Here is a 19,485-nt window from a genome sequence, read left to right as displayed (position 1 = left end):
GGATACTTTTCATTATTATCTACAAGGTCAAAATCTATGAGGTCAAAGAACTAAGTGAAAGAAACTAGGCGTTAGCCATCCTACTAATTATCTAGCCCGCTTAGTGCCGTAAACATCGGCTCATACAGTGGTTGCGCCAAGGTGGTCAACGCCCTTGATAGCGCTCTAAAAGCATCTTGATCACGCAATATGTATTGCCAAATGGCATGTTGCGCGCAAGTATCGTATACCGCGTCTGAATAATAACTGGGTCTTAACCAGTCGGAAAAATCTGATCGTTTTGGCCAATAGCGTTCAGTTGTACTCTCGCTTTCTTCAGCTTTTGCGCATTTACCAAGGTAACTGAGTGCATACTCCGGCAGTAACGTCATCGGTACTTGACCTGATAGATTGCCAAAAATCGCCCACTTAATCAGCTCAATGACAGCATCTTCATACACAATCGGGCTTAGTTTAAATGTCATCGAGTTTTTATAAGCATCCACTTGCGAGCTGGCTTTATTAAAACGCCAAATGCTGACGCCATCATTTAATACCACCTGCTGAGCGGTGGTGCGTCTGGCAACTTGCCAATACAAATGTAACAACCAAAACTTGAGTAAGTGTCTGGGACTCGCAGAGTTAGGTAAGATATTTAACCATTGCTTGGGTGATTGCTCAGCATAAGACAGACTTGATTGCTGATGAGCGTTTATATTACGGGTATCTGGCGACACTGATAACGGTGCTGATATTGGCACTAATATCGGTACTGAGCCTTTTATTTTAATAGAGGCAGGCAGCAATTTACGCCATGCTTCTGTTTTTACCTGACGGTCTGAGTCGCTGTCTGATTGATGATTGCTGGCATTTAAAACCGTTGCCACATCTCTGATTTCAATAGGTTTTTCTATCGTTGGGGTAAGCAGTTGCAAACCATTGCTATCTGAGCTATCTGATACCTCACTATAGCTACTATCCATGTCGATATCATCGAAACCATTAGCAATCAATTGCTCTTTGAACTCCATACATTGCTGTTGTAGCTTTTGCTTTTGGTTGGGTATGGTGGTTTGGCGAGCCACCCCTGCTGGTATCATTTTTTGATACATCATAGTGGCGTTGGCATTTTCAATAACTGCATTGCCATCACTTGAGGCGGTTGCATCGGCAACCAATGACTGAATCAAATGCTCTTTGATCTGATAAGTCGTCAGGTTATCCAAAAATAACGGCTCTTGGTGCGCCATCGCTGCTTCACCTTGCACCACATGGACCTTTTGAGTGCGTAAAAATGCTTTGGCAGGATGACGTACTTGATAGACCAATCCGCCTTCTATGTCTATCTCACCAATGTTAAATATGCTATCAAACACCGTTAAGTCAGGCGCTTTGGTTGTGTCATTGATATCAGGAGTACCATCTAGCGCCAACATATCAGCCAATGCAGACAATGTGTGATTGTCTATTTTTCCCAATTGACCCAAGCCTTGACCAAGCATCGTCGCGATTGCGCCGTATTGTGCGTTATTGGGTAAGCCAACCAGTGGCGCATGTTTGCTAGTGGTTCTACCGCTTAAGGTATCAAACACAGCTTGCCATAAGGGCGCGGGGGGAAATTGTTTTTTCTGTGCCAATTTGGTTTTACGCATGGCTTTATTTAATAAAGCATCTAGTTCATCAGACACTGTGACGGCGTTATTACTCTGAGCATCAACAGTGGACTGACTATCATTAACGGATACCTTGGTCTGTTTTTCCTGCTCAAAGAGAGCATTTTCCACGTCTGTCTCAAACAGACTGTGATGAAAAGGCAGTGCTGGATGCTCAGTTACCAGCCATTGTTTAATTAGCTTGGGTAAATAACGTTTAAGACTCTCAGTATTCGGATCAATATTTTCAGGCAAGGTTTCAAGCGAGTTTACCTGCCACTGTACCTCACCTTGTAAGAATTGTAGCAACTCACTGACGGGATTGGCTGGCAAGTGCTCATGCGTATCCGTCAGGCTTTGACCATTGTAGAATATCCAGCACGCGCTACGTGCACACAGCAACGCATCCAAAAATGCGCCATTGTCATCATCTTCGCTGACTCTATCACCGCGACGGGCATTGGTGGCTTTGATTAAATCATATCGGTTATCACGGTCACGCGCCGGAAACTCAGAGAGATCCATGTTAAGCATCACCACCAATTCAAAAGGCACATTTCTCAGGGCACCAAATCGACCAAAAGTAATCACACCCGTTGGCTCAGCACTGACTTGCTGACTTTCTAGCTCGTCTTCGATACTATCTAGCATAAAGCTCAGTTTTAATGGTAACTGCTCAACGCCTGCCAGCCTGTGTTCAACTTCTTTGTTGGCGCTATCACCGCTAGAGTACTGTCTATAATGACGGTTGGCGCGCAAACTTGATTTAAAGCCGTTCATGGCATTGTATATGGCGCGCATTGTACGAGTTTGATCGACATCGCCAAAGTAACGATGGATCACTTGCGTCTCGATCTGATCCAGCCAATCTTCCGCTTTCATTCTTTGGGTATGATCATCACGTCGTTCAACCAAACCTACATAAATACGGCTGAGCGCTTCAACAATCATCGCATCATCTAGGCTCACCTGTGGTAATGGCAAACTCATCTCAGGCATTGCAGTGCTTGCCCAGTCATCCTCATGCAAAGGATACAAACAATCACTCAAACTGGCCTCTGGCATCACTAATCCTAAGGCTAATCTGTCTAACGCTTGGGCAAAACTAAAGCGATAATCGTAGTCATTAACGTCTAAGGTTTGCTTGAGATGTTGCTCATCAAACCCGCGGATAAAACCCGCCTCTACCAATAAATCGCAACCACGGCTCATTTGTTCATGAGTCAGGCCAAAGCTTTCAAACAAAGGAGGCAACATTAGCCAGTCTAAGACCTCGGCTGCTTCAAAACGGGCGCTATGACTGCCTAATAATTTGTAAAACCCAATGATGGCTTCCCATAGCTGACGAATATCAGTATCGACCACCCCTGTTACTTTTGCAGGCAGGGTCAAACCATCTTGGCCTTTACCATTGACAAAAATAGAACCAATGAGTGCATGATGACGCTCAACATCAGGTAACAAAACCACAATATCGGATATATGGCGTTTTTTCTGATTAGGTTTAACAGGTTCATTGAGCCAGCGCCCAATCATGATACGCAGTACTTCAAGTTGACGTTGTAAATTGTGACACGAATGAATGCTTAGGCTATTATCTTGTGACGATATCGCCCAAAAACGCTCTTTTTCAAAGCGCTTATTTTCTAGCACTTCATCGTCGTACCAAGGCGTATCTGACGCTTCTTGCTCAAAACCTAACTCGATTTGTTGACTGACCGCTTCTGACACTTTTGCCGCTGTTGCTTGTTGTGTCGATTGCTCATCCAGCATTAACACATCGTTTTGCAAACGTCGCAATAAGCTTAGACTATTTTGCGCCCGCTGATAGGTATCATCATTATTATAGGTATTATCATCAACACCTTGACCAGTCTCATCACTAAACCACTCATCAAAATTGTCTTGCCACTCTACAAGCGCCTCTTGGTACTGCTCATTACCTGATAGGTTGGCAAGCATAGCAAAAGTATCGCGAGATTGTTTTCCCAAACGCGACAGCAAACTGTGACCATAATCACGCAAAAACACGCTTTCAGGATTAATGATCTGTTGACGCTGTAGCCATGACTTATCGACAATATCTGCCCAAAACAGCTTTGAGGGATTGTAGTGCAGTAATGTGATGTCCATGTATTGCGATAAGCGCTGCAAAAAATCAAGCTCAGTCTGAGGCAATTGCTGAATGGTAAAGATACGCAATACCTTGGGCAATTGACCCCGCTCATTTGCCTGATTGTGCTTCAAAGCTGACCAAAAATTGTCCTCAATGGTCACACGGTGCTGATGAACATCGGCAAACAACTGCGACCATAAGAATCGTTGCGCAACTTCCAGCTCCACATAATGTTCCACCAACCATTCAGGCGTACCGCGTGCATACTTATCAAAGCGCAATGACAACGCGTCTTTATCTGCTATCAGTGCATCTACGTTGAGTGGCTTGTTGTGTGACCATAATGCCAGCCAATCCTCACGATGGGTTAAGTAGCGGTTAAATACTCTGGCCAAATCACTTGCCAGCTGCCAAATACGCGCATCTTGTTGTGCTTTGTCTTGTTGTACAGCGTCTTGCTTCACGCTTTCTTGTGGCTCATCAATCAAAGACGCCAGTAATGGGTGAACGGGATGTGTCTCACTTTTGACAATCGACGCTTGATAGTAGGTGAGATATCCAAACAGTCGCCACTGCATGACTGTCGGCGATAATACAGCCACTTCAGGCACATTTAAAACGGCCGCCTCAGGATTATTTTCTAACAAATAGGCATTGTGACGCGTTAGAACGTCCTGCATCAGCGTCCACTGATACTGACCCCAAAACTTGGTACGCACCAACGTACTGATGCCAGCACGACTGGCAATCGTCTTATCCAACCAGTCACCCAATACCATTGAGGGTACAATGACAATAAAAGGCTCGAACACAGATTGGTTCTTTGACTGATATTGCACAAGCAATTGATCAACGAGTTTTTCGGTACGGTGCGACTGAATGATGGTAAACATAGCGGATAATCTGATTGGAGTAGTAGAATAATAAGATCGACGAACACAAATTAAAGCAAAAAAGACAAAAAAACCTAAGACCAAAGGCCTTGAGGGGACTAAAAATCAAGCAACAAACGGTACTCATCAATACATGTTTGGTAGTCGTTACCGTACTGCATTTCTGCTAGCATGATATTTACGAATACAAAATAATGGCAGCCTCAGTGTGCCATTGATGGTTATCGTTTACTAGTGTAGATGTCAGTATTATAATAACTTGCGACAGCGAGTGTCGTCTTATTATGCCATTCGTGGTTACTAAAAAAGAGAGTAAACTGATATCTGTTAAATTGATTTCCATGCATTACATAAACTTAACCTTTATTATTCACGGAATGAATTAATATTATGCTCTTACGCCCAATCGATGCTATTTTTGTACATCCAAAACAACGCGTATACGTGGTGTATTATCGTGGTGAGTTATGGCAACTACCACGTATGAAAATCGATGACAGATCATGGCAAAATAAGCGACTTTATACTGATGATAGCAGTGGGCTTTACCTCAGTACTCATCAAACCATTAATGACCCCGTATTATCACAGAAACTGCGAACGTTGAATTTGCCTGTAGCAGTGCATGGCAGCACGTTACCACGCTTTGAGGCATGGTGGGAGACCCATGGTTTTAAATGGCTTAAAGATAAGCTAATGAAGGGACAGTCGCCACTAGCAGGCCATCAAGCCTCTACAAAAGCGATTGACAACCACCCTACTTCCGCTTCAAACTATTCTCCCGCTGAGAGCCACAGTACGGCTCGTAACAGTGTTAATCAAGGTACAGCTCTTTCTCTAAAGAAAGACGTTTTTGCAGAGATGTTGGCAGAGTTGACAGAGGAAGTGCTGCACCAATCGCTTTAAACCAAACAATAGATTACGTGTCTTACGTAACCTTTGAATCACTCACAAACAGAAGATCGGTCATATATGAAAGACTACAAGCTACTGATAGCTGGACTAATTTTACTGTTGATACTCTGTACTGTTCTCTTTACTTGGTTATGGGTTAATAACCGCAAAAACACCAACCCATTACCTATCATAGCTGGTGAAAACGAACCTAAAGTGATCGCTGGAAACGATAGCGAAATGCCTACTTCCGATAGTACGTTACATATACAAGCAGAAAAAAGCTTACAGGTGGCTCTAGACGAGGTTATTGTCCGTTTTGAATCTCGTTATCCAAGCATAAAGGTTGAGACAAGCTATGTACCCTCTCGTACTCTGCTAACACTACCTGATAACTCTTCTAACAATGAAGAAAACTCAGATTTCATTGTCAGTACAGACATGATTATTTCAAACAGCAGCCTACCAAAAAAACGACTTGCACCATTACAAGCAGAGCTAAAAGCAGCTCAAGATAAAATCAATCAAAATGAAGCCGATACCAGTCAAACTGCTGAAAATAATAAAGACTCAATTAATGAAGATAATGCGGAAACGGAAACAGCTCAGACCACTCATACAGATACTCGCATACTGAATTCTTATAGCTATGCGCTCAAAGACGATCAGATGCTTGAAGGCGTTATTTTGACGGATAACACTGCCGCGATTAATTTTCGCAATTTTTTACTTTCTAGCGTGGGGCAAGATATATTAAAAAAACATGACTATAATAATATTGAAGGTTATAAAAACAGTGTCAATGATTTATTTAGTCCAACCACCTCATCAGAAAAACCATCAAACAGTACTTCAGTAGACGTCTCGGATGCCCTCAGCAATAGCGAGTCATAATAAATTGTCTCTATTTGGACTTTGCGGATTGCTTTTGTAACAACTTTTTCCTACAATGTCACTCCATAGTGCGCCTATAGCTCAACAGGATAGAGCAGTTGCCTCCTAAGCGACCGATCCGAGTTCGAGTCTTGGTGGGCGCACCATCAAATAGTATCTTAGCATAACAAAAACCCTCATAGTCTATATGCTGTGGGGGTTTTTTAATACTTATACTTACCGTATACTATCTTAACAAACCTTTCTATACCCTTATTTTGAGGGTATTCTAGAGGGTATCCGCTAATATCCTTAAACAGGATACCCTCATTATGGCAATACCTATCAAACCACTCACAGACTTCCAAATTAAGAATACCAAGTCGAAAGACAAGGCTTACAAGCTTGCTGACGGTGGTGGTCTGTACTTATATGTTACTAAACTAGGTGCCAAATCGTGGCGAATAAACTATATAAAACCAATTACTAAGAAGTATGCGACCATAACGCTTGGTCTTTATCCTGATATAACGCTGGCATAAGCATGTAGCCTTAGAGCTAACCTAAAAGCTGATTTAGCAGTAGGAGTTGATCCTTTTGCAAAGCGAAAGGCTGATGAACGTGAGCAACTTCTACAATCAAATAATACGTTTGCTGCAATTGGTGAAGAGTATATGAGCCGTAAGACTCATGTCGCCCCCTCTACTACTAAAAATAACTATAGACAGCTTGAACGGCTGAATACGCATCTTGGTAATATGCCTATAACAGACATCAAGTCAATGGATGTATTAGAAGCCTGTAGATCGGCTGAAGCACAAGGGCTTATTAAGACAGCGGTAGAGATGCGTACGATGGCAGGACAAGTATTTAGATGTGCTGTGCAAACTGAGCGCTGTGAGCGTGATATTACGCAAGATTTATTGGGTGCATTAAAGACACCAGTCGTACAGCATCATGCTACTATTTTAGATACTGATGAGCTTGGTAGATTACTTAATGATATTGATGATTATCAAGAGTCATTTGAAGTTAAAATCGCTATCAAGCTAATGCCTATATTGTTTGTAAGGGCTGGCTAGTTACGTTACGCTCTCTGGGATGACTTCGATCTTGATGTTGGTACCTGGACTTTTACGCCAAGAAAAGCACAGCGCAGAACGGGCTTATCTCTCATAGTCCCACTACCGACGCAAGCCATTGCTTTAATCCGTGAATTATACTTACATGCTCGTAGCAAACACCTATTCCCAGCCATTCATACGACTGTAGAACCAATGTCGGAAAACACCATGAACCAAGCTTTAAAGCGACTTGGCTACAGTGGATCAAAACAAACAGTACATGGGTTTCGAGCTACAGCAAGGACTTTGATTGTAGAGAAGCTAGGTTTTCCTGAAGCATTGGTTAAGCAACAGCTTGCTCATCGAGTAAGAGATATGCACGGCAGAGCCTACAATCGTACTGTGTTTCTACCTGAGCGTAAAGTGATGATGCAGGCATGGGCTGATTATTTAGATGAGTTGAAAGTAGCCACTGATTAATAGTCATTACTATAACAAAGAAAAAATAATTTATTATTTCATTTCTGAATTGAATTAATCTGTTATAAGTGGTTCCATTATAGCAGTCTGTTTTAAGTGGTCTGTTAATAGGTTTGAGGGGGCGAAGTAACTGGTTCCACTAGGGTATACCCTAAAATATTCGATTACTGCAGGCAAGAGGTTAAGTAAAAATGAGAAATTTTGCATTAGTGCAACTTTCAAATCTTGTTATGGATACCCTAGAGTGTCTGTTACATACATTCTCATTAACCCACCATCATCCTCTTGAACCATAGTTAGAAAGTCCCATCCACATTTTTCATAAAATATCTCATGATCAGTAATAAGATATAATTTCTTAAAATGCATTTTACTCATATCTTCTTTAGCAAAATCTAACAATTTCCTTGCAATACTCAGGTTCCTATAATCTTCTTCTACATATAAAGCACATAGATTTGGAGATAAATCTTTTCTTTCATGGAAATCATTTTCAATCACGCCAAATCCAGCAATAATACTATGGCTTTCATCTAAAGTTATATACCATTGAGGAATACTTTCTTTATGATCAATAGAGATTTGCATGCTCTCTTTATATATTTCAGTAGGGATACCCCATTTATCTGAAAACCAAACAGCAGCTCTTTCTAGGTATGCTGGAAAATTAGATAGTTTTAATATTTTCATAATTAACCTTAGTTCGGGGTAAGAAATTAAAGCAAAAAAAATCTAAATAGTCTCTTTTCATATAACCTGAATGAAGTCGAGCCGAGCCTTTATTAATGGAATATCTTACCAAAATTCTGCTTATTACTAGCGTCTTTAAAAGAATAAAGTATAAACCTTTACTGGGTTGCCAGTACTGAAACATATTTTGAATAGTTAGTAGCAAATTTACTCCGACTGTTCCTATAAAAGTACATTATGGTAAATGGGTTTTGACTAAGAAAATCACCGGCACAAGTGCTCGAAAATATTTCTGCTATCATGGCATTAACGCACAAATATATACCTAAAAGACAACCCATTAGAGATTCGCTATGACCCTCCTGAATACCTCGTTAATCAGTAAAATAACCTTATTTTTAGTCGCAGCTATGTTATCTGTGTCTGCAATGGCATTGGATTTAAGCCAAACTAAAGCATTAGCTAACCAAGGCGATGCTGAAGCTCAATATAATCTTGCAGTAATGTATGACGAAGGTCAGGATGATGCTAAAGCCATTGAGTGGTATAAAAAAGCTGCCAATCAAGGCAGTGCTAAGGCTCAATATAATCTTGCAGTGATGTATGACGATGGCGAAGGTGTTCGTGAAGATAATGCTAAAGCCATTGAGTGGTATACAAAAGCCGCTAATCAAGAATATGCGCCAGCTCAATATAATCTTGCAGTAATGTATGACGATGGCGAAGGTGTTCGTGAAGATAATGCTAAAGCCATTGAGTGGTATACAAAAGCCGCTAACCAAGAATATGCACCAGCTCAATATAATCTTGCAGTAATGTACGCCAATGGCGAAGGTACTCGCAAAAATAATACTCAAGCATTTAATTGGTATTTAAAAGCTGCTAACCAAAACAATGCTGAAGCTCAATTTAATCTTGCAATATTGTATGCTACTGGTGAGGGCGTGCGTCAAAACATGATTACAGCTAAGGAGTGGTATGGTAAATCTTGTGACAATGGAGTTCAAAGAGGCTGTAATAATTATCGAATATTAAGTCAAAAATAGAGTGCTGAGTACTAGGCTGTTATTGATGCTATTGTTAGATCAGCGCTTACGAAAAACGAAGCCCTGAGCGGTCTTATCCATGCCTTAATATATATATATGATACGGCGTAGGTATAAATTTTTAGAGTGATGTACGCCTTAAATGGTATGACTTTGAGAAGATATTGCTATTTGACGCGAAAGTACTGAAAGCGTAAACTCAAGTGCTTGCAGGCATTTAATCTAAATGGCAGTTACACAGAATCTGGGATGGGCTCTCTTACGCAGGGGACGAAATAACTAAAAATATTAATATTTATTCGTTAAGTTTCCGACAATCCCGGGACGGTTCAGTTCTTAAAATGCGGGTGTGACTCATACACCTAATCTGATATGCACCAACGCAATGGCAAACTTCCTTCTTCCTACGCTGAAAAGTCATAAGCTAGTACCCCTCCTCTATCATTTTCACCGAGATATAGCGCGTGCTCAAGCAAGAGATGCTCATGCTGCCATTGCCGATATTTACTTTGCTGAGCTGCTGCTTGGTAGTTTGATTGACTTGGCTAATAGTCAGGGTCATGAAATAAGTGATGTGAAGAGCTTATATGGATTTAGCCAGATGGCACGTGTACCCACGCATTTAAGTTTTGGCAAGCATAAAAGTGAGGCTATTGCAGATTTGGCTACCCATTCAGATGGGGCTGAATATCTGAAGTGGCTACTAAAACAAGATGCGGTTGACCCTTATTTAGCTGAAGCTTGCCAGCAAGCATTAGAGTCCGTATAAATACACTGATGTAGTCAGTTTTATAGTCGAGCTATGCTCAACATTCAAATCGATACTAGATTATAGTTTTTAAAATAGCATCAATATTTGCATATGCCATGGAACAATCTTACTCTGACAAACTGGAAAAGCTCTATATGCTATTATTTATATAGTGTAGAGGGCGGGGGTATGAAATTGAATTTTCTTAGGTGACGCTATTAATATCGGGGTTTGATTACAAATATTTTTTGCTAATTATTTATTTCAGAAAAATAAGCGTTCATATTTGAACGACTAAGTGCTAAAATGATGGTTTAACACTCTTATATGATTGATTAAATTATGAATGTAAGGTTTGATTTTTACACGCCAAGTGAGATTTCCGAGATTTTAGGTGAACGCTTAAAAACGCAGCGATTGGCATTAAACTTAACACAAGCCGCCTTAGCAGAGAAGGCATGTATTGGCGTCAGCACTGTGGCTCGCATTGAATCAGGTCAAGGCGGTACATTAGATAATATAATCAGGCTCGCTATGGGGCTTGGTATGGTCCATCACTTTGCTGAATTGTTTGATATGGCACCTACCAACATAGAAGATGTTATCGCTAAGAAAAATTCGCGCTTGCGTGCTTCAAATAAAAGCTGACATAAGGTAACCACTTCAGTGTATCAACCGATATCAATTGTCAATATTTACTACCAGGGATTCGGGGACAAACGTCTTATCGGTAAATTAACAATGGATGGACGACGCCCTACCTTTGGCTATGATGCAGCGTGGCTGGCTGATGGACTGGAGCTATCACCCATTGAGATGCCATTACGAGCAGCACCGTATTATGGTACTCATGCGTCGAGCCATTACTTATGCGGATTATTATCAGACAGCTTACCCGATGGTTGGGGAATGCTACTAATGGATAGGTTTTTTCGCAAATTTATGGACAGCTCTGCACAACAAGTGAGTGTTTTGGATCGTTTGGCTTATATTGGTGATTCTGCAATGGGCGCGCTTAGCTTTGAGCCTGAGCATGACTTATCTGACACTATTGATACAGGTAAGCTGACTTTAGCCAAACTGGCGGCTGCCAATCAATTGATTTTATCAGGTCAAGATAGTGATATATTAACTGAGCTTATCGTCATCGGTGGCTCACCACAAGGCGCAAGGCCAAAAGCACTTGTCCTATATGATGAAGCAACCGATTTTATTGCTACGGACTTAACAAGCGAACAGCCATCCGCAACGCCGTGGCTGATTAAGTTCCCTGCCCAATCTGAGCATAAAAGCGTTTGTCTATTAGAGTCACTTTATGCTGATATGGCTAAGCAAGCAGGCTTAAACATGCCTGCGCATCATTATTTTGATATCGGTGAACAACATGCTGCTTTTGGGGTTGAGCGTTTTGACCGCATGGGCAATCAACGCGTTCATACTCATACACTGGCGGGTTTGTTAGATATTGACTTTCGAATTCCTTCGATAGATTATTTGCAGTATTTGCGCTGCGTGCGTATGTTGACCCAATCACAAGTTGCTGTAGAAGAGGGTTTTAGACATGCTGTATTTAATGTCATCTTTAATAATAAAGACGATCATAGCAAAAACTTCTCTTTTATGATGGACAAGGCCGGCAGGTGGTCGTTATCGCCCGTCTATGATCTCGCCTATAACTCAGGTATGAATGGTTATCACCAAATGGATGTGGCTGGTGAAGCTCAATACCCTACACGATCTCACTTACTAAAATTGGCGAAGCAAGCTGATATTAAGCAAAACAAGGCACAAGCTATTCTTGATCAGGTAGCATCAGTTGCTGGAGATTTTTTGACTGTTATTAGGGACCACAACATCGAGAAAGAATTATCAAATCAGGTCACTCTTGATATAAAAGCCAATATCAATCGGATGGCAAATCAATAGACCTTGGGAAGTTGTTAAATTGGTTGTTAAAAATAAATACTTAACATCCTTAACCCCTAATAATAAAGGATTACGCTAAGTTAGTCGTTGCGTGGTGGGCGCACCATCAAATATAACGGTATGTATTGATAAACCCTTGTAAGCCAAGTGCTACAAGGGTTTTTTATTTTTTATTTACCGATAAACTACGTTAGCTCACGGTATCCACTGATTACAAACGATACTTTTTAAGGCATTCCTTACGGTATTGATCGAAACCTAAATTAGGATACCGTAAAGTGCCAAAAGTTAGCAAACCTCTCATTAATACATAGATCAAACAGGCCAAGGAGTCAGAGAAAACTTATAAGCCTTCTCTGACTCCTAAAAATAATTATAGACAGCTTAAACGGCTGAATACACTAGAAACTCTCTATCGGCGCATTATCAAAGCTATGACATATACAATCTATTGAGCACTTTCTGGTGGTGTTTGATTGAAACTCGTATTTTCTTCGTCTACCATTGTTGAGTCACCGATTACTGAGCCATCAGTCATTTCATCGGTTACGGTATTATCCGTCATCGTACCAGTACCTTCTGTACCAGTCGTAGTTGTGTCAGCTGGATCCATGGGGCTATCTGCATCTGCCATGCCCGTATCGTTCGTTGTTTCACCCATAGCAGTGTCTGTACCTACTTCAGTATCAGTCGGTCCTGTTTCAACAGATGAAGCTTCAGTAGTGTTCGTACTAGCTGGCTTCTCTTCCACTTCGTTACTGCAAGCACTAAGTCCCACAGCGCTGACCAATAACGCAATCCATAATTTACTTTGAAGTGAATGGTTAGAGGTAATTTTCTTCATTTTAATATCCTTAATAAGGTTAAGATAAATAGTAGCGCTAAGATAAAACATTGATTATGGTGTTAAATATTGCAACCTAACCGTCACTTTAAACGAATTCTCATATTAATATATATACCTACTAAGACGTTTTTGTTAACTTTTAATAGCTTTTAATAAATTATTAACAATAACGTTTTTGAAGGGTAAAATAGCTGGACCCCTTGGGGTATTCTTTTATAATACTGATTACTTGAAAGCATAAAACATGAGTTCAAAGTAAAATATTCCATTTCTAAATGCGGTGACTGAGTTACCTAAAAAAGCAGTGGCATGGGGTGAAAGATGTTGAAATGGGGACCCTTGTCACCCTTTGAGTTTAAAAAGCGGTATTATAATAATCTAAGCCTGTCAGGCATTTCTGACTGACTCAGGTGAACCAGTCTTTGATATAGTCGGATCAGTTCATTGACTTGATAGACCTGAGCGGCTTAGGATTCGCCTTACACCGATCAGAAACTCCCACGCGCTCGTTAGCCCGCCAGATCAATACCCTTAAGGAGCTCGAACATGATCCTGAAACTTAACGTCAAACTCCATTATCGGCTCCCCGCCCCAATGGACCTTTTGCTTCAAATCGAAGCTGCCGATCTTGCGGATCAACGGGTGCGTTCGGCCGAGATTTGGACATCAGACGTTGCGCATTTTTCACGGGTCGTCGCCGATGATGGCATAGGAGAGCGGACTTGGATCCGCGCCGACGGGGATTTTAGCTGCACTTACATCGCAGAAATTGCCGTTGACCGTCCTGCCTTGGATATATCGACACTGCCCCAAGTGCCCCTCCATCTTTTGCCCGGAGAGACAATAAAGCATTTGATGCCGTCTCGCTATTGCCCGTCAGACCAGTTCCAAGCCTTCGTGGACGCCGAGTTTGGCGATCTCGCTGGCGGCGCACGGATTACCGCAATGCGCGATTGGATCGAGTCAGCGTTTAGCTATGTGCCCGGATCGAGCCACGCTCAAACCACCGCGCTCGACAGTTTTGTTCAACGTCAGGGCGTATGCCGCGACTTCGCGCATGTTCTTGTAGCACTAGCGCGCGCGTCGTCGATACCAGCTAGGTTCGTGAGCGTTTATGCGCCCGATGTGACGCCACAGGACTTTCATGCCGTGGCCGAAGTCTATATCGGGGGGAGCTGGCACCTCATTGATCCCACTGGCATGGCAGATGCCGACACGATGGCCCGTATTGGTGTTGGATCCGACGCGTCTAGCGTCGCGTTCTTAACTGCGTTCGGATCTATGGAATTGGTCAACCAATCGGTATCCGTGACCAGACAAGTTTAGCCTCGTTTAATATAACGTTTAGATGAAATTACTTTATGACCTTTATTTAAGTGCGTATACAATTCGGAACTTTTATTCTGACCTGCACTGCTTTCTATAAATAATCGCTCATCATCACTTATACTTATAATTTTAACAGACTCAGTTTAATGATTCAGTTTTGCCAAACAGTCAGAATTAATATCAGCAATCGTTTTGGCGCCAGTTAAAGTCATCGCGACACGCATCTCTTTATCCATTAGCTCTAGCAAATTGCTTACCCCTGCACCGCCACCTGAAGCTAAAGCATATATAAATGCACGCCCTAGCATACAAACATCAGCCCCTAAAGCTAACATGCGCACAATGTCTAAGCCATTGCGTATGCCAGAGTCTGCTAAAATTTTAATCTCTCCTTTCACCGCATCGACAATAGGAGGTAGAGCACGCGCGCTTGATAAAACACCATCTAACTGTCGTCCACCATGATTAGACACGACTATGCCATCTGCCCCAAAACGCACCGCGTCTTTGGCATCTTCTGGGTCCAAAATACCTTTGATAACCATAGGCCCATCCCAGTATTCACGAATCCAATCCAAATCTTTCCAAGAGATAGAAGGGTCAAAATTATTACCCAACCAGCCTATATAGTCCTCTAGCCCTGTAGGCTTACCTAAATAAGTAGAAATATTACCTAAATCATGCGGACGGCCATTCAGTCCTACGTCCCACGCCCATTGTGGATGCGTCACAGACTGTAAGTAACGTCGCATAGCGGCATTTTTACCACTCATACCAGAGTGCGCATCGCGGTAGCGTGCCCCTGGTACTGGCATATCTACCGTAAAGACCAATGTCGAACACCCCGCAGCTTTTGCACGCTCCAGAGCATTTTTCATAAAGCCTCTATCCTTTAATACATAAAGCTGAAACCACATCGGACGGTTGATTTTAGGTGCCACTTCCTCAATCGGGCAAACAGAAACCGTCGACATTGTAAACGGAATACCTTTTTGATCGGCTGCCATAGCGGCCTGTACTTCTCCGCGGCGGGCATACATGCCTGTCAGACCGACGGGGGACAGGGCGACAGGCATAGACAGGGTTTCATTAAACAACTGCGTCTCTAAGCTCAGTTCTGACATATCATTGAGTACACGTTGCCTAAGGGCAATTTGTGATAAATCTTCAACATTACGTTTTAAGGTATATTCATCATAAGCACCGCCATCTATATAATGAAACAAAAATGGAGGCAGTCGGCGCTTGGCAGCGGCTCTGTAGTCATTTGCAGATGAAATAATCATACGTTTGCCCTTTTTATTCTGTCAGATAATTAGGTAATATTTTCGGACATCTACTTGTGCATAACTCAGTAATAATCGAGGGATACAACTGACTTATTTTTGAAGCAGCAAGCTCAGCCTCTACTCGCTACTACACACAGCACGAGCAGTTGCGTTTAGTTTTTGACATTTTACCAATGCCAGGATTAAACGTATTCGTTGGGTCTAGGCTTTTATAAAAGTTCTGTAAATCAGGTTCCGCTTCGTATAAATGTCCGACATTATGTTCAGCAGGATATTTTGCGCCGCGTTTATTCAACAGCTCTAACATCATTTTCTTGACCTTATGAGCATCACTACCCTTTTTCAAGATGTAGTCTTGATGAAACACATAACAAAAGAAATGGCCGTAATAGAGCTTTTTTTCTAGATGTTGTGCTATTTCTTCAGGTAGGGTTTCCAGCCAGTCTAATTCATTACGTGGGATGGCGATATCAAGCGCTAATATCTCACCTACCTCTTTTTCATGTATGACTTCATACCGTAATGCAGCGCCTGCTGCTGCAAAACGATTTAAAAAGGCGCTTTCTGATTCTTCTTTATTACATTCAAAATAAGTACCCGTTTCCGAAGTTTCAAAAAAAGATTTCAAGAAATCTTGTGCCTCTTTTATACCGTCATCACTCATTTTTACGATGAGATGATGCTCGTACTTATCCCGATATTCTATCATTCGCTTGGGCAAATGCTTTGGAAATATATTGCCAATAAATTGCATGACTTTATCAGTAAAATGTTTAGGCATCCACGGCCACTTATTCAACTTGGCGTCAATAGCGCCTTTGATAGAGAACAGTCTTGGCAATGCATTCGTACCTAGGTGCTTAATACTCAAGAAAGTGTCTTTGCCGTATTTAGCAGATACGTCAAATATATCACGGTGCATATACTCGCCAATTTCAGGAAGATTTTTAAAGCTTGATAATATCTGTCGTCGCAACTGTGCAAGCTCATCCACGCTATTACTGCCTATATAAAAGGTTTTCTCTCTTGCAGCGGTTGGATAGGTATCAAGGCGTACGGCAAATACAGCAAGCTTGCCTGCACAACCACTTGCTTCATACAGTCTTCGCTTGTCAGCATTAAAACGACTGGGCGTGCTTGCCTCAACATCTGTCACTCTGGCGATATACTCTTTATCCGATGCCAGCTTGCCAGTGTCAGGTAATTCTCTTTTATCAAAATTACCTGTTTGTAAGTTAGTGAGTATTTCTTCAGGGGTATTTCCTAACTCTACATCTAGGTGATTGACTAGTACCAGCTGACCGTGTTCGTTTATTTGGGCAAACAGCGCCAGCTCAGTATAAGCAGGGCCTCTTTTAACAAGAGCACCACCTGAGTTATTAGATATACCACCAATAATAGATGCACCCAATGTCGAGGAACCAATGACTGAATGCGGCGCTCTATTTACGGCATTCAGTTGGCTTTGCAACTGATGCAATGTAGCCCCAGGTAAGCTAATCACTTGCTCATTATCATTCACCAGATACAACTGGTTCATTGCAAGCGTATTGATAACAACAACTGGTCTATCATAGTCATTACCACTGGGTGTTGAGCCTTCAGTCAGGCCTGTTTTTGCTGCTTGCATAATAATGATGCAGTCGCCTTTAACGCACACTTCTAAGCTACGCCAAATATCTAATAACGTTTGCGGGAATAAAACCGCCAAGGCGTTGCCGCCACCAGAACGCCACCCCATTCTATAGTGCTCGTTTTTCTCTGGGTCTGCCTGTACATTACTGGCTCCTAATAAGCTGGTTAGTTTATCTAACACGTGCTCAGGACTGAGTAAGTCTTGAGAATCTCTATTGAATGAAGAAATATGACGCTCCTTGTATTGTAATTGCATGTCACTCATGAGGCCAAAGGCCCTTGAAAACCAAAAATATAAATGGCGGCCATGACGATTATTCCACAAAACAACACATAATATAGGGTGGGTAAAATAGTACGCCTAAGTGTGGCGCCCTCCATACCAAGCAAACCCACTGTTGCTGATGCAGCCACTACATTATGTATAGCAATCATATTACCAGCGGCTGCACCAACCGCTTGAGCTGCGATGATTAGAGAAGGTGAAATATGTAAGCTCATGGCAGCTTCATATTGGAACTGGCTGAACATCATATTAGATACGGTATTAGAGCCTGCAATAAAGGCACCTAAGGCACCAATGGTTGCACTTACTAAGGGAAAAGCATTACCAAACGTACCCGCAAACAGCTCAGCACTAGCGACTGGCATACTGGCTACATCTGTTAGATTGACGCCAGAGTTGATAAAGATTCTGACCATAGGAATGGTAAAAATTAGCACAAACCCTGCACTCAAGACAGTTTTACTGGATTCCCCAAAAGCATCGCTCAAGGCTTTGGTTGGCTTGTTGGTTTGCGCAAAAGCAGCAACCAATGCACTGATCAATAATAGTCCACCAGGCAAGTATAAGGGGCTAAAGCTGGCACTTATGTCAGCCTCACCTAAAATAGAGGTAAAGTCTAACGTCGCACTGGTGAGTAAGGTTTTAAACTCAACAAACACTCTTGAACAAACCAGCAGCAGCGCCACCAGCAAATAAGGAAACCATGCCATAACAGCGGACATTGTTTTATTTTCCAACGGGACAGTAATATCTTCCTTACTGATGACCAATTTACCCATCCACTCGCTTGGCCAGTTTTTTTGCGGTTCAAAGTCCCATATTGTTTTTGGTACCAAAAAACCTCTTTTTGCCGCGTTAATTACAATCGCAATACTGACTAATCCACCGATTAGGGCTGGAAATTCAGGTCCTAAAAAAACACCAGTTAATGTATAAGGAATCGTAAAGGCCAAACCCGCAAATATGGCAAATGGCCAAATCGCAAGACCTTCTTTCCAGCTTTTGTTTTTGCCAAAAAAGCGCGTGAGCATCATCACCATAAGCAGGGGCATAAATGTCCCAATCACACCATGAATCATAGCAACTTGGCTGGTGATTAATTGTAGAAAATCCTCCCACGCCAAGCCTTGTTGTGCCAGTTGCACACTAATGGCAGTTGTATCCAACCCTTTATTGACACCAATGACGATAGGGGTACCGACCGCACCAAACGATACGGGCGTACTTTGTATCATCATACCCATTAAAACAGCACCCAGTGCCGGAAAGCCAATAGCCATCATCAAAGGTGCGGCAATCGCGGCTGGTGTCCCAAAGCCAGATGCACCTTCAAGAAAAGTACCAAAACACCATGCAATAATAATCGCCTGCACGCGCCGATCAGGCGATACGTTTATGAACCCAGCACGAATTACGGCGATAGCGCCTGTATGTTTTAGCGTATTCAGTAAAAAAATAGCACCAAAGACGATCCATAATACCGATACGGTTATCACGCTCCCCTCAAGAATAGAGGAGAACACGCGGTTGAATGTCATATCCCAGATAAAAAGAGCAATAGCAGCGGTTACAGCCAGAACAATCGGCATCGTCCTTTTTGCTGACCATTGCAAGCCAATAAGCAGGATACCGCTCAGTACAATGGGTAATAATGCCAGCAGCCCATATATTGTTTGATTCAAAATCACAACTCCTTTGTATTGTGTGTGCTTCCTTGTACAAAATTCCTTAAGCG

Annotated in this window: 15 protein-coding genes, 1 tRNA gene and 1 pseudogene; 11 read left to right on the top strand and 6 right to left on the bottom strand. The window is 42.0% G+C overall.

Annotation, left to right across the window (positions count from 1 at the left end; genetic code table 11):
- Window positions 1-83: 83 nt before the first annotated feature.
- Complete coding sequence (locus FW759_RS00615) at window positions 84-4,640, bottom strand: exodeoxyribonuclease V subunit gamma (RefSeq protein WP_446441877.1); 4,557 nt, start codon at window positions 4,638-4,640, stop codon at window positions 84-86.
- Between the two features lie 390 nt (window positions 4,641-5,030).
- On the opposite strand from FW759_RS00615, the gene FW759_RS00610 reads away from it, so the two are divergent.
- The 6 genes and pseudogenes from FW759_RS00610 to FW759_RS00585 all read left to right on the top strand — a co-directional run.
- Window positions 5,031-5,546, top strand: coding sequence for a hypothetical protein (locus FW759_RS00610; protein ID WP_446441876.1), 516 nt, complete (start codon window positions 5,031-5,033; stop codon window positions 5,544-5,546).
- A gap of 66 nt (window positions 5,547-5,612) precedes the next feature.
- Complete coding sequence (locus FW759_RS00605) at window positions 5,613-6,428, top strand: hypothetical protein (protein ID WP_446441875.1); 816 nt, start codon at window positions 5,613-5,615, stop codon at window positions 6,426-6,428.
- A 70-nt stretch (window positions 6,429-6,498) separates the two neighbouring features.
- Window positions 6,499-6,574 (top strand) — tRNA-Arg (locus FW759_RS00600).
- Window positions 6,575-6,739: 165 nt separating this feature from the next.
- A complete protein-coding gene (locus FW759_RS00595) occupies window positions 6,740-6,949 on the top strand; it encodes an integrase arm-type DNA-binding domain-containing protein (RefSeq protein ID WP_446441874.1) in 210 nt (69 codons plus the stop codon).
- Window positions 6,950-7,066: 117 nt separating this feature from the next.
- Window positions 7,067-7,489, top strand: a complete 423-nt coding sequence (locus FW759_RS00590; RefSeq protein WP_446442111.1) for a tyrosine-type recombinase/integrase — start codon at window positions 7,067-7,069, stop codon at window positions 7,487-7,489.
- A gap of 24 nt (window positions 7,490-7,513) precedes the next feature.
- A pseudogene (locus tag FW759_RS00585) lies at window positions 7,514-7,951 on the top strand (tyrosine-type recombinase/integrase); the annotation flags it as partial.
- A gap of 228 nt (window positions 7,952-8,179) precedes the next feature.
- On the opposite strand, the gene FW759_RS00580 reads toward FW759_RS00585, so the two are convergent.
- Entirely contained in the window at window positions 8,180-8,641 is a 462-nt protein-coding gene (locus tag FW759_RS00580; RefSeq protein WP_446441873.1) for a GNAT family N-acetyltransferase, read from the bottom strand.
- 353 nt (window positions 8,642-8,994) lie between these two features.
- On the opposite strand from FW759_RS00580, the gene FW759_RS00575 reads away from it, so the two are divergent.
- From FW759_RS00575 to FW759_RS00560, 4 genes are all read left to right on the top strand, one after another.
- On the top strand, window positions 8,995-9,687 hold the full coding sequence (locus FW759_RS00575) for a tetratricopeptide repeat protein (protein WP_446441872.1): 693 nt from the start codon (window positions 8,995-8,997) through the stop codon (window positions 9,685-9,687).
- A gap of 385 nt (window positions 9,688-10,072) precedes the next feature.
- Entirely contained in the window at window positions 10,073-10,456 is a 384-nt protein-coding gene (locus FW759_RS00570) for a hypothetical protein (RefSeq protein WP_446441871.1), read from the top strand.
- 324 nt (window positions 10,457-10,780) lie between these two features.
- Window positions 10,781-11,086, top strand: coding sequence for a helix-turn-helix domain-containing protein (locus tag FW759_RS00565; RefSeq protein WP_446441870.1), 306 nt, complete (start codon window positions 10,781-10,783; stop codon window positions 11,084-11,086).
- Between the two features lie 18 nt (window positions 11,087-11,104).
- A complete protein-coding gene (locus tag FW759_RS00560; protein ID WP_446441869.1) occupies window positions 11,105-12,364 on the top strand; it encodes a type II toxin-antitoxin system HipA family toxin in 1,260 nt (419 codons plus the stop codon).
- 448 nt (window positions 12,365-12,812) lie between these two features.
- On the opposite strand, the gene FW759_RS00555 is transcribed toward FW759_RS00560, so the two are convergent.
- Window positions 12,813-13,208: a hypothetical protein gene (locus FW759_RS00555; protein ID WP_446441868.1), complete on the bottom strand. Its 396-nt coding sequence runs from the start codon at window positions 13,206-13,208 to the stop codon at window positions 12,813-12,815.
- A gap of 549 nt (window positions 13,209-13,757) precedes the next feature.
- On the opposite strand from FW759_RS00555, the gene FW759_RS00550 reads away from it, so the two are divergent.
- On the top strand, window positions 13,758-14,537 hold the full coding sequence (locus FW759_RS00550) for a transglutaminase-like domain-containing protein (RefSeq protein ID WP_446441867.1): 780 nt from the start codon (window positions 13,758-13,760) through the stop codon (window positions 14,535-14,537).
- Between the two features lie 146 nt (window positions 14,538-14,683).
- On the opposite strand, the gene lldD is transcribed toward FW759_RS00550, so the two are convergent.
- From lldD to FW759_RS00535, 3 genes are all read right to left on the bottom strand, one after another.
- Window positions 14,684-15,826, bottom strand: coding sequence for an FMN-dependent L-lactate dehydrogenase LldD (gene lldD, locus FW759_RS00545; protein ID WP_446441866.1), 1,143 nt, complete (start codon window positions 15,824-15,826; stop codon window positions 14,684-14,686).
- A gap of 130 nt (window positions 15,827-15,956) precedes the next feature.
- Window positions 15,957-17,729, bottom strand: coding sequence for a D-lactate dehydrogenase (dld, locus tag FW759_RS00540; protein WP_446441865.1), 1,773 nt, complete (start codon window positions 17,727-17,729; stop codon window positions 15,957-15,959).
- Window positions 17,726-19,432 carry an L-lactate permease gene (locus FW759_RS00535; RefSeq protein WP_446441864.1) on the bottom strand — a complete coding sequence of 569 codons (1,707 nt, stop codon included), beginning with the start codon at window positions 19,430-19,432 and terminating at the stop codon, window positions 17,726-17,728. Before FW759_RS00535 ends, dld begins: the two co-directional genes overlap by 4 nt.
- Window positions 19,433-19,485 lie beyond the last annotated feature (53 nt).

It is taken from the genome of Psychrobacter sp. 1176_08 (assembly GCF_052850615.1).
The sequence above is the reverse complement of the archived record's forward strand: the minus strand, read 5'-3'. Positions and strand labels throughout refer to the sequence as shown.